We start from the raw sequence: 11,681 nt of genomic DNA, 5'->3' as shown, positions 1-11,681 counted from the left end.
TCACCCCCTTACAGGTCTACAGCATGTTCTGTTCATTTACATCGTTGCTATCATAATGGATGAAAAGCTCGTACTACTTAAATTACCTTCTGGTAAAGCATCATTAATAAGACCGGTTAATTTCTCGTTAAATAGTATCCGGCCCTTCGCTGTAGCCAGTTCCTCAGACTTTGTATCTGCAAGAGTCTGAATGATGATCGGTTTCACTACAATTTCTTTAATTTTCTCAAAGTCTTCCTTGGCTTTTACGTCAAACAACTTGAATGAGAAGCTGACGATCACAACATGATCTGTATCAGCCAAGTTAGTTTTAATTTCTCCAAGTTCAGAGGAAACTTCTACAATCTCATCCGCAGTCATCTTCTTGGCTTCTGAAGCTGAAGCAGTATGTGTGTCGTTCTTATTCCCGTTCTGTCCTTGCATAAATACAAACACAACCACCACAATGAGTGTTATTGCCAGCAACATCGTTGCAAGCCAGGGCATCATTTTTTTCATCAGGATTCCTCCGTTTGCTGCACTTTAATAGTGGCTGCCTGAACCCCGATTTCACGGTTGTAATCTTTAATCTTGGAAATAACGTCATCGGCTTTTTCAAGCACAATCAGTCTCTTTCCAGTTACCAGAGTAATATACGTATCCGGCGTCTCTTCCACAATTTCAACCATCAGCGCATTTAACCACATGGGAGAACCATTTAACCGCGTAACCGAAATCATGCTAAGCCCCCTTGATCAGAGTGGGAGGAGCAAGCTCCCCCACGTTTTAAAAATTCATGAATCAGCTATTAACGTTTCAGGTTAACAACTTCCTGGAGTATTTCATCCGACGTTGTAATGATTCTGGAGTTTGCCTGGAATCCACGCTGAGCTACGATCATCTCAGTAAATTCACCAGTCAGATCCACGTTTGACATCTCGAGTTGTCCAGTGATAATAGAGCCGGTTCCATTTTCAGCATCATTCGCTGTCAAAATTTCAAGCTCACCATCGGGATTAGCATTTGCTGTCATACGGTACAGATTACCGCCGATCTTCTCTAAACCTTCCGGATTGACCACTTTTCCGATACCAAGTTGTGCTCCCGCTTCGATCGTTCCGTCTGCCATGGTCTGGTTAATCGTTCCATCCTGACCAATCGTAAAGGAAACGACGTCGTCTGGAATAGTAATATTTCCGCCACCGTTATCCAGAACAAACAATCCATCCGATGTCAACAGGTTACGTGCTGCATCCACATGAAAATCCCCCGCACGAGTCAGGTAAGGTACTTCCTGATCTTCACTTAAACGTACCAAGAAGAACCCATCTCCATTAATCCGCATATCTGTTGGATTATTCGTTGTCATTGGGCTACCTGCCAAATGCAGCGTATCAATTGAACCTACGGATACACCAAGACCGATTTGTTTCGCATTGACACCACCAGTTGCATCCCCAGGGGCAGTCACACCTGAAGTGGTTTGGCTCATAATATCTTTGAACATAACCCGACTGCCTTTGAAGCCAACCGTGTTTACGTTCGCAATATTGTTACCAATTACGTCGAGTTTTGTTTGGAAACCCCGCATCCCGGAAACGCCTGAGTACATTGATTTCAACATTTTTAAAAATCCTCCCAGTCTTCATTTGGTTACCGCATCAGTCGGTCAGCGGCATTCCGGCTCCCGAGAAGGGCCAGCCGGTCAAGAAATGATTACGGCACTATCAATCTGAGTGAACACATTATCCTTCATGCTTTCACTATCCATAGCTGTAACCACAGTACGATTTTTGACATTGACGATAAAAGCCATATCCTGCATTAAAATCAATGACTCTTTGGCTCCTTTGGCAGCAGCTTTGTCCAAAGCAGAACCAATCTGTTCCATTTGCTCGGTCTTGAGTTCAATACCACGCTGTTCCAATCGTTTGGCAGCATGATTGCTCAATTTCAGAAGATTATCTTCCAGTACCTTTGCAAAAGGTTTTTCGGGTACAGCTGATGCTTCTCCCGTTTTGGGTCTTTGAAGCATATTCGGTGTAATCGAGCCTGCATATAATTGTCCAACCGTTATGCGATCACTCATATCGTTTTCCCGCTATCTTCCGTATCACCCGTTTCAGCGGAAGATTCAACTTCCTGGCTCTCGTTCGTTTCAGGGGCTACGTCCTGAACGTTCTGTACCGGAGTTTGACTCTCTTCTGCCTGTTTTGGATAATTCACCTGAATGATCTCATCAAGCTTAATTTCGTCGTTGCCCACTTTTGCGTATTGAACACTATCTCTTACAATGATGGAATCCACAATACCCTGACGAAGAGTACCGTTGTCGTCTTTATTAGAAGAAAGCCAACTTACCTCCATGCCAATCATGCCGGATACAGCACCAAGTGACTGGTTCAATGTTTTAAGCTGTGTAGAAATGTTGACCAGTTGTTCCACGGAGCTGAACTGTGCCATTTGAGCGATAAATTCCTTATCCTCCATCGGCTGCATCGGGTCTTGGTTTTGCAATTGGGTAATCAGAATTTTTAGAAACTGATCTTTACCTAATTCTTTTGTTGCAGCACTTGTGGTTGCTTTATTAGCTGCCGAATAGTTCGGCCAAGTATTATTCGTTGAAACAATTTCATTAGCCATTTGTTCACCTCATTTCTGTTTAAGCCTTCGCACTAAACGTATCTCTCTGTAATTCATTTCCTTCGACTTGCTCGCTACGCCAGTTACGCAATTCGTCTTGAATTCCTGCTGTAGCTATAGCATCATCCGATTGTTCCTCTCGCTCACGTGAACGGCGTTGTTGCTGAGAGTTACTTCCCGGCTGACGTCCTCCGTCCTGATACATCTGTGATCCGATTGAACTGTTCTGGGTAACCTCAAGTCGTTCCACTTGAATTCCCTGGGCTTGAAGTGACGAACGCAGCTGCGTCATTTGTTGTTCTAGCATGTCTTTGGCCATCGTATGCTCAGTCATAAACCGTGCCACCAATTGACCATTCTGTAAAGTAATTTGAACGTCCAACTTCCCTAGATGCTCAGGCCGAAGTGAGATGGTCGCCTCGGAAAATCCTTTTTGCTGGACAATATCCAGCTTGTTGACTACAAACTGTGTCATTTCTTTGGCAAACTGTGATGTTTGCATTACAGGTTCAGCCGGTTTTCCTGCTGTTGTACCTGATGAGCGCAAGGACAGCTCTCCCGCAGTAATAATGGTTGAGTGTTCCACTTCTCCACCTGCATTTGAAGCAGATGTGGTCTTAGCCTCATCTTTCACTTGGGTTCCAGAGTTCGCCCCTGCCGCAACAAGAACTTGTGGTACGACAGAATCCTGTTTGGATGTTTGAAGCGAAGTATTTGGAGCGACTTGTACAGTCTGATCCTTAACTGCAGTCAATGTATCCAGTATGGATTTCAGTTCAGTCCATCCCTTGTTACTGGTCGTATCCACTCCAGCCTCATGAAGCTGACTCTGCAGAGATTGTAACAAATGTTTGAATTCAGGAGCGTTCTTCGCAACGTTACTCTCTGGATCATTCATTCCATCTACTAATTGTGTAAGCATATCTTGCAGAACAAAACGTACTGCTGCCGGATGCTGTGACAGTTCAATGGCGGGTACTGTTTTTACACTTTCCGCTCCGTCTGAAGACTCGTCGGAACCTTCTGCATCAGTACCTGAAGGATTACTTAATTGTGTATACATCTGTTGAATAAGAGTTTGCAAACCTGCAAGTAGAGCTGGGTCATTTTCCAAAGCTTCGTCAAGCTCATCCAAGTCCGTGAACAACGAATTCAGTATAGCCGCGATTGATGCCGCTTCTCCTTCTTCACTTGTAGCAAAGGAAAACACCAACGGATTGGCAGTTAAGCTTCCAGTAGCGCTTGAACTATCACCTTCTGTATTTCCTCCAGATAGCGATTGTGCAAGAGTTTGGAGAAATTCACCGCTAGTACCTGCAGCCGAACCTTTCGATTGTGCTCCTGTCGTCTGACCTGTTCCCGTTGCTTTTGCAGATGCTGTGGATGCCATTTGATATACAATCGACATTTATTTTCACCCCCTCTCGATAAGTTCAGTGTAATCCGTTTTACTTGTTGCCCATCAATCTGTTCAAAATTTTTGCAGTTTCAACCGAGTCCTCTGAAGACATGTTCTCAAGCAATTGAGAGCGTGTTGCATCATCTACCGAATTCAGAATGGTCAATGTTTTGTCAGGACTTAACTTGTATGTTTCCAATAATAGCTTGGCACCACTTGAAGCAGACATCGAAGCAAATGTTTGACTAAGCTGATTTTTATCCAGGTTTTTGCTTGTGGTTGTGGATGCAGTTGAAGTTGCTGCGGTTTCTTTCTTCAATCTGGATTGCAGTGCATCCAGTGCCAGATCCCCGGACGGTTTGGCATCCTTCATCATCATGGTGACATCGGCTGCTGTTTTTGGGTCCATCTTTTCAAGCACCTTGGTCCGAGCAGATGACTGCATGGCATTCAACAACAATACCATTTCCTCATTCGTCATATTTTGCAAAATCGGTGCAGCTTTGCTCGGGCTCATGTCAGCATACATTTTAGCCAAATCTTTTATTTGCTTTTGATAATCGGATTCCGTTTCCGGCGTTGCTGCAGCAGCCGTTTCAGCCGCTTTTTCCGCATCATCCAACTTCTTCTGAAGGTCCGTGGCCTTCTTTGCTTCGGTTGTTGTCGCTTCCTGTGCTGCCTTGAGCTCTGTTTCTTTGGCAGTTACCTGGGATTTCAGCTTTTCGATTGTGGCTTCAGCACTTTCAACCTGTTGCTCACTCTTCTCCAGCTTCTCCTTCTCAGGATCCAGTACAGGATCAGGTACCCATTCCTTGACTACCGGTATCTTGTTCGCGAATTCAAACAAATTATTACGAATATCTACATTAAATAGCGTAAGTAGTACGCCTAGCAGCACTACGGTGAATACAATCGGGATTGAAATCATGAGAAATTTTTCCCAACCGCCTCCCGACTCTTTTTCCATGTCGCTATCATCTTTAACAGCCATCGTTCATTCCTCCTTCACGAGACAACTTCGCGTCCGGCTCACATCAATTCGCGCGTCCGGCTTTGGCAGCGAAGCGTACAGTAGCCATCTCGTCCAGATCGTTCTGTTCCCGGAGGAGCATCTCCTGCTGAAATTTGATTTTGGCCTTGTCTCTCGCTCCAAGCCATACTTTTTCATCAATCAACTTACCGTTTAGAAACGTCTGATTCCGCTGCACATTAACCTGAGCATGTTTAACATCACTGTTTTTGCGTGAAATGCACTCGTCTAGGTGATGTACATAACGCTGCATCTCCTGCAGACTGTTTACAGACGCTGTATTTTCCGTAGCAGATTGGATAATGCCGATCAGATTACTTCTATCATTAAGAAGTTGTATCAGATGTTCTTCCTCTGTCTGAAGTTTGCCGATCGCTGTGGATAACATCCACTCTGCCTGTGTTTTTTCATTACTCTTCAGGTCAACAACTTTCTGGAAATGATATCGAAATTTCATCGTTTACCCATTCATCTCCTTGCAAATTCAAGAATCAAACGTTCCTGTACTTCACTTAAAGTGACTTTCTCGTCGACTTTCTGCTTGGTAAAGTTCCATATACTATCAATCTGGTCTATCGATTCATCTATGGCTGCATTTGATCCCCGCTGGTAAGCCCCAATATTGATCAAATCTTCCGATTCTTTGTACACAGCCATCAAACGTTTCATATTATTAACGGCTTCCAACTGCTCTTCCGGAGCAATATCCTTCATAACACGACTTATGCTGGCTAACACATCAATCGCTGGAAAATGACCTTTATTTGCAATGGATCGATTTAACACAATGTGTCCATCCAAAATACCCCTTACCGCATCAGCAATTGGTTCATTCATGTCATCCCCATCGACCAGAACGGTGTAAAAGGCTGTAATCGAGCCCGTAGGTCCTGTACCCGCCCGTTCAAGCAGTTTGGGCAAACTTGCAAATACCGAAGGCGTATACCCTCTCATTGCCGGAGGTTCACCAACAGCCAGACCAACTTCCCTCTGAGCCATCGCATATCGAGTAACTGAGTCCATCATCAGCATCACGTTCATTCCACGATCTCGGAAATACTCTGCAATGGTGGTCGCAATAACTGCTCCCTTGATCCGAATCAGGGCAGGCTGATCTGAAGTTGCAACAATGACCACGGAGCGTTCCAATCCTTCCGGACCCAGATCCCGTTCAATAAAGTCGCGTACCTCACGTCCACGCTCACCCACAAGCGCGATGACATTGACATCTGCTGCTGTATTACGAGCGATCATGCCCATCAATGTACTCTTACCAACACCAGAGCCGGCAAAAATACCTACACGCTGTCCCTTACCTACGGTCAGCAATCCATCGATAGCTCTTACACCAACACCCATCGTTTCAAGTACACGCGGACGATCCATTGGATTAACCGGTGTATTGGAGGTAGAGTACATCGGCATTCTGGATGGGAGAAGGGAGCCGTCTAGCGGCTGCCCAAGTCCGTCCAGCACTTTACCGAGCAATTCGGAACCCACCTGAACTCCAAGTGGTTTACCCGTACCTACTACATCGCAACCAGGGCCGATGGATTGAAGTTCACCCAGTGGCATAAGCAGCACTTTGTTATCTCGAAACCCAACAACTTCGGCTTGAAGAGGCTTAGCTGATTTACCAGGATAGATATAACATACGTCACCGATACTTGCATCCGGCCCTTCTGACTCCACCATAAGACCAATGACCTGAGTAACTTTGCCGTTAATACGAACAGGATCGAATTGCCGCAAATGTTCCATATATCGCTGTGAACTAAGAACCTTCATGTTGATTTCTTCGCTCCTCATCCTCAAGTGCTATGCGGACCAGTTCCTTTTTAATCTCAGCAAGCTGTGTATCAATTCTTGCATCTACACTTCCGAACGAAGAACGAATGACACATCCCTTATCTTTGACCGTCGAATCAGGCAAAATCTGCAATTCTGCCTGAGAGTCAATGGACAGAGACAATTCTTCACGAGCTGCCTGTACAAATGTAAACTGATCAGGTGCCACACAAAGTGTGATCAAACCCTGCTCCCTTTTACGCGACAAACTCTGACGAATGAGTTCCAATGTATGATCGGGTTCAATGGTAAGTTGCTTATCAATAACTTTCTCAGCGATCCCGCAAGCGAGATCCACGAGGAACGGTTCGGCTTCCTGAATGATCTGATCTTTAGCTACATAAGCTTCCTTGAGCACTTCCTGGGCTTCAATCATCATCTTTTCGATCTGCACCTGGAGATCCAGTTCAGCTTGTACTTTGCCTTCTTCAAAACCCTGTTGGAAACCTTGTGAACGAAGCGCTTCAGTCAGATGTTCATCCTGTTGTCGTTGTTCCTGCCACCAGCTGTCGATCTGTTCACGGGCCTCTTGAAGCATGCGCTCTGCCTCTTCTGAAGCTTCACGTACTTGCTTTTCTGCAAACTCCTTGGCATCTTCCAGCATTTCTGCGGTAAGACGTTGTGTTTCTTCGTCCACGCGTGCTTGAAGCGTTTCTGCTTCAGAACCTTCAGCACGATCACCGTATAATTCCGTTTCAGACTCCTCAGCACCACCATAATGATGATGATTTTCAAGTTTTTTACGGTCATCAACGGGTACATACTGGAAAGATTTAATCAAATTAGACAATGATATCATCTCCTCCACCGCGTGCGATAATGATTTCACCGGCTTCTTCCAATCTGCGTATCGTTCCTACAATGCGTGTCTGAGCTTCCTCAACATCACGCAATCGCACAGGCCCCATGAACTCCATCTCTTCTTTGAATGTTTCGGACATCCGCTTCGACATGTTCCGGAACACAGCATCCCGAACCTCTTCGCTTGCCACCTTGAGTGCAAGTTGCAGATCTGCGTTGTCGATATCCCGAATAATACGTTGAATTGAACGATCATCCACATTGACAATATCTTCGAATACAAACATGCGTTTTTTGATTTCCTCTGCAAGCTCCGGATCCTGAATTTCAAGCGAGTCCAAAATGGTACGCTCTGTACCACGATCGACTCCGTTCAGAATTTGAACAATCGATTCGATACCACCCGCATTGGTGTAATCCTGCGTTACGGTAGAAGATAACTTCTGTTCCAGAACCCGCTCCACTTGAGAGATAACTTCTGGCGAAGTACTATCCATAACTGCGACGCGACGAGCGACATCTGCCTGCTTCTCTTGTGGTAAAGATGACAGAATCGCTGCAGCTTGTTCGAACTGGAGATAAGACAGAACCAGCGCGATCGTTTGCGGACTTTCATTCTGAATAAAGTTCAAAATTTGATTTGGATCCGCTTTGCGTGCAAAGTCAAACGGTCTGACTTGCAGCGTAGCTGTCAAACGGTTAATGACTTCAAGTGCTTTGGAAGAACCCAAAGCTTTCTCCAGGATTTCTCTCGCATAATTGATACCGCCTTGAGAGATATATTCCTGCGCCAGACAGATCTGGTGAAACTCGGCCATGATCATGTCCTTTTCGGAAGAATCAACCTTGCGAACGTTGGCAATCTCCAACGTAAGTTGCTCAATTTCCTCATCACGCAGATGTTTGAAGATCTGAGCCGATACTTCCGGACCTAATGTAATCAACAAAATTGCTGCTTTTTGTCTTCCAGTCAAACCTTGACTGCTTGCCTTCGCCAATGCGTTCACCTCTATTCGTCAGCCAGCCATGTACGCAGCAGATTGACGAATTCGTCTGGCTTTTTCTTGGCCAAACTCTCCAATTGTTTGCGCACCTGACTTTCGTTCGTTACACTGTCCAGCGTAATGGACGGGAACTCTGTTGCTATTGGAAGAGGAATCTCTTCTTCTTCGACTTCGTTTTGTTTGCGACGACGGCGTACTAACAAAATAACTACCGCTGCGATCAATGCCGCTATAAGTGCGCCTCCACCCCACATCATCGTTGAGGAAAGCTGGAAACCTGTATTGTCTGCAGAGGCAGTCGGGAATCCTTGTGACATGACTGAAACTTTCTTTGTCAGATCGGCGTCACTTATTACAGTGCCTGAGTCTGCCAGTGAAGCACGAACAATGTTAACCAAAATGTTCTCAATTGCGTCCTGAACCGGTCCCTGTAATTCTGTTTCTCCATTCGGTGGTTCAACTGCAACGTTAATGGTTAAGTCTTTTACAGTATACGGACTGGAAATGATATCCTTGGCGATTCGATTGACATCGTAGTTTATAGTGCTTGATGATTCTTCGGAGGTAGAGTTACCGGTTGCATCAGATGATGGGTAACCCGGAACTTCCTCTTGTCCTGTGCCAGCAACACCACCTGTTGGGTTGCTTGCGCCAGTGTAGCTCTTTTGAATCTCCTGCACACTGATCTCGATACCTTTCATATTATCTACATCAACAGGTGTGACCAGATTTTCCTTACGTGTTTCTTTGTCAAAATTAAGCTTTGAGGCTACCAGAACATTAACTTTGTCTTCGCCTACAATCTGGGAAAGGAATTGCTTTACGTTATTACGGACATCGTTTTCAAACTTTTTCTGTAATGCCATGTTTTCTTGAACTTCAGAAGACAACCCGCCACTGCCACCTCGAGCACTTGGAATCAATTCTGCTTCATCTGTGTTCGTAATTGTGATGTTCTCAACAGGCAGATTAGGAATTGCAGTCTTAACCAAGTTAAAGTAGCCATCTACGGCTGCCTGATTTGGATGATAACCCGGTTTGAATTGGAGAGCTACCGATGCTGATGCTTTGTCTTGTTCTTCTAAACCAGCAAAAATGTTATCTTTCGGCATATTAACGAGTACTTTAGCATCCTGTATCCCTTGCATCCGCTGAAGTAACTGTTCAACTTCTCCGTTTATAGCGTTGTTGTACTTTACATCAAACTCTTTATCCGTCATCCCGATGGGGGATGATGACTCCTCGAATGACTTATACCCTAATGAACCATTCTGAATAATCCCTTGTGATCCAACATTCACCTTTGCAATTGCAACACTTGTACTCGGTACAGATATGGTCTTGCCATCTGAACTTAATTTGTATGGAATGCTAGATGAATCGAGATAACTGATAACGCCCGCTGAATCACTTGCATTCAAATCTGTAAAAGCAACTTCATATTCCGTCTTGGACAATTGCATCGTGAGAACAACTGCAGCCAAAATCAGGAACAGGAAGGTGGATATAAATAATACTTTTTGCTTTTTGCTAAAACTATTCCAATACTGGGATGCCTTATCCCTGTACTGGGCGATTCTCTCATTCACTCTGTCACCCCATCCGAAACTTTGCTTAGTCTGTCCTTACTCAACCCTAGCCGTTTCATAGGTTGACGATCAGGAGCAGCATCGCAGCTGCTTTGTTGTAATGATCAGCGCTATTGTCGAAGCGCAAGTAGGTTATTTTATATTTGCGTTCTCATAACTTCCTGGTATGCTTCGACCACTTTGTTTCGGACTTGAGTTGTGAGTTGCAGGCTTAACAAGGCCTGTTCTGAAGCAATCAACACCTGATCCACGTTCGCTTTGCCGACCAAAAACTGATTCGACATTTCATGCGATTGAGTCTCCTGTGCTGCGACGGATCCTAATGCATTCTGTAAGTATGTACCGAAGCTCTGAATGGTTTCGGCTGGTGTAGAAGGCTTGCTTTCGGTTGCACTCTTCATCTGTAGCGGTTGTATTGCCTGTGTGCTAAACATGTTGTTCTGAATCATTAATGTCCCTCCCCTTCATCCCTGGTTTGTATTTTTCTTATTTTCATTTCAAAGCAGATTATCTTCCAATCTCCATAGCTTTGGAGATCATTGCTTTGGTTGAATTCAGTGCCGTTACGTTTGCTTCATAGGAACGTGAAGCAGAGATCATGTCGACCATTTCTTTCGCAATATCCACATTAGGCATAAATACATATCCTTCTGCGTTGGCATCTGGATGAGAAGGGTCATACACAGGCTTCAGTGGTGATTGATCCTCGCGAATCTCGGTTACTCTCACGCCATCTCCAGTACCGCTGCCTCTCATCTGATTTTGCAGCATCGTACCAAATGACGTTTTATTCGGCTCAAGCACAACCATTTTACGTTTGTAAGGAACCGCTTCACCATTGGATACGCTCGCGCGCGTCGTTTCAGCGTTAGCAATGTTGGAAGATATAACGTCCATCCGCAACCGTTGGGCTGTTAGAGCTGAGCTACTGATGCTAAAACTATTACTAATGTTCAATTTAGGTTATCTCCCTTCCACGCCAACACGCATGATTTTAATTTGTTCGTTCACTTGCTGAATATAAGCGTTATAGCGCAACTGATTCTCCGCCAGAAGACTCATTTCTCTGTCGATATCGACATTATTCTGGTTGTTATTCATGGATGTTGACTGGTCCATATTAACTACTGGCGTTGGTACGGAAGAGGAAGGACCTATGACAAAATGCCTTGCATCAGTTACTTTACCTTTAAGAACAGGCATATCTCCATTCATTTGCCCTTGCAACATTTCTTCAAAAGATACGTTCGAGCGCTTGAAATACGGGGTATCGGCGTTTGCGATGTTGTCAGCAATCGTTCGTTGTCTGATATTGGACGCATCGAGTGCACCTTGCAATCTTTTAAAGCTGATATCGTTTAAAAGATTCACAATCCCCCTCCTCTCTT

At 44.8% G+C, this 11,681-nt stretch carries 15 protein-coding genes; all 15 read right to left on the bottom strand.

Annotated elements, in window-relative coordinates:
- Positions 1-36 precede the first annotated feature (36 nt).
- The gene (locus ABTV53_RS10470) at positions 37-498 is read right to left on the bottom strand and encodes a flagellar basal body-associated FliL family protein (RefSeq protein WP_433752769.1); all 462 of its coding nucleotides are present in this window, start codon (positions 496-498) and stop codon (positions 37-39) included.
- A complete protein-coding gene (locus ABTV53_RS10465) occupies positions 498-719 on the bottom strand; it encodes a flagellar FlbD family protein (protein WP_076208897.1) in 222 nt (73 codons plus the stop codon). The genes ABTV53_RS10470 and ABTV53_RS10465 overlap by 1 nt, the downstream gene beginning before the upstream one ends.
- A 68-nt stretch (positions 720-787) precedes the next feature.
- A complete protein-coding gene (gene flgG, locus ABTV53_RS10460; protein WP_433752766.1) occupies positions 788-1,603 on the bottom strand; it encodes a flagellar basal body rod protein FlgG in 816 nt (271 codons plus the stop codon).
- Between the two features lie 81 nt (positions 1,604-1,684).
- A complete protein-coding gene (locus tag ABTV53_RS10455; RefSeq protein ID WP_371327926.1) occupies positions 1,685-2,014 on the bottom strand; it encodes a TIGR02530 family flagellar biosynthesis protein in 330 nt (109 codons plus the stop codon).
- A gap of 50 nt (positions 2,015-2,064) precedes the next feature.
- The gene (locus tag ABTV53_RS10450; protein WP_127543772.1) at positions 2,065-2,622 is read right to left on the bottom strand and encodes a flagellar hook capping FlgD N-terminal domain-containing protein; all 558 of its coding nucleotides are present in this window, start codon (positions 2,620-2,622) and stop codon (positions 2,065-2,067) included.
- A gap of 19 nt (positions 2,623-2,641) precedes the next feature.
- Positions 2,642-4,030 carry a flagellar hook-length control protein FliK gene (locus tag ABTV53_RS10445; protein WP_433752765.1) on the bottom strand — a complete coding sequence of 463 codons (1,389 nt, stop codon included), beginning with the start codon at positions 4,028-4,030 and terminating at the stop codon, positions 2,642-2,644.
- A gap of 40 nt (positions 4,031-4,070) precedes the next feature.
- A complete protein-coding gene (locus ABTV53_RS10440; protein WP_433752763.1) occupies positions 4,071-5,012 on the bottom strand; it encodes a MotE family protein in 942 nt (313 codons plus the stop codon).
- 43 nt (positions 5,013-5,055) lie between these two features.
- Positions 5,056-5,508 carry a flagellar export protein FliJ gene (gene fliJ / locus ABTV53_RS10435; RefSeq protein ID WP_433752761.1) on the bottom strand — a complete coding sequence of 151 codons (453 nt, stop codon included), beginning with the start codon at positions 5,506-5,508 and terminating at the stop codon, positions 5,056-5,058.
- An 11-nt stretch (positions 5,509-5,519) separates the two neighbouring features.
- The gene (gene fliI / locus ABTV53_RS10430) at positions 5,520-6,839 is read right to left on the bottom strand and encodes a flagellar protein export ATPase FliI (RefSeq protein ID WP_036609365.1); all 1,320 of its coding nucleotides are present in this window, start codon (positions 6,837-6,839) and stop codon (positions 5,520-5,522) included.
- Positions 6,826-7,689, bottom strand: coding sequence for a FliH/SctL family protein (locus tag ABTV53_RS10425; RefSeq protein WP_433752760.1), 864 nt, complete (start codon positions 7,687-7,689; stop codon positions 6,826-6,828). Before ABTV53_RS10425 ends, fliI begins: the two co-directional genes overlap by 14 nt.
- The gene (fliG, locus tag ABTV53_RS10420; protein WP_047842476.1) at positions 7,682-8,698 is read right to left on the bottom strand and encodes a flagellar motor switch protein FliG; all 1,017 of its coding nucleotides are present in this window, start codon (positions 8,696-8,698) and stop codon (positions 7,682-7,684) included. Before fliG ends, ABTV53_RS10425 begins: the two co-directional genes overlap by 8 nt.
- A gap of 11 nt (positions 8,699-8,709) precedes the next feature.
- Positions 8,710-10,293 carry a flagellar basal-body MS-ring/collar protein FliF gene (gene fliF / locus ABTV53_RS10415; protein WP_433752758.1) on the bottom strand — a complete coding sequence of 528 codons (1,584 nt, stop codon included), beginning with the start codon at positions 10,291-10,293 and terminating at the stop codon, positions 8,710-8,712.
- A gap of 137 nt (positions 10,294-10,430) precedes the next feature.
- Positions 10,431-10,742 carry a flagellar hook-basal body complex protein FliE gene (gene fliE, locus ABTV53_RS10410; protein ID WP_433752755.1) on the bottom strand — a complete coding sequence of 104 codons (312 nt, stop codon included), beginning with the start codon at positions 10,740-10,742 and terminating at the stop codon, positions 10,431-10,433.
- A gap of 58 nt (positions 10,743-10,800) precedes the next feature.
- Positions 10,801-11,250, bottom strand: coding sequence for a flagellar basal body rod protein FlgC (gene flgC, locus ABTV53_RS10405; protein WP_433752754.1), 450 nt, complete (start codon positions 11,248-11,250; stop codon positions 10,801-10,803).
- Between the two features lie 6 nt (positions 11,251-11,256).
- On the bottom strand, positions 11,257-11,664 hold the full coding sequence (gene flgB / locus ABTV53_RS10400) for a flagellar basal body rod protein FlgB (RefSeq protein ID WP_433752753.1): 408 nt from the start codon (positions 11,662-11,664) through the stop codon (positions 11,257-11,259).
- Positions 11,665-11,681 lie beyond the last annotated feature (17 nt).

Source organism: Paenibacillus amylolyticus, assembly GCF_050990605.1.
GTDB classification, from domain to species: Bacteria; Bacillota; Bacilli; order Paenibacillales; family Paenibacillaceae; genus Paenibacillus; species Paenibacillus amylolyticus_H.
Note: the sequence above shows the minus strand (reverse complement) of the source record. Positions and strands in the feature narration are given on the sequence as shown.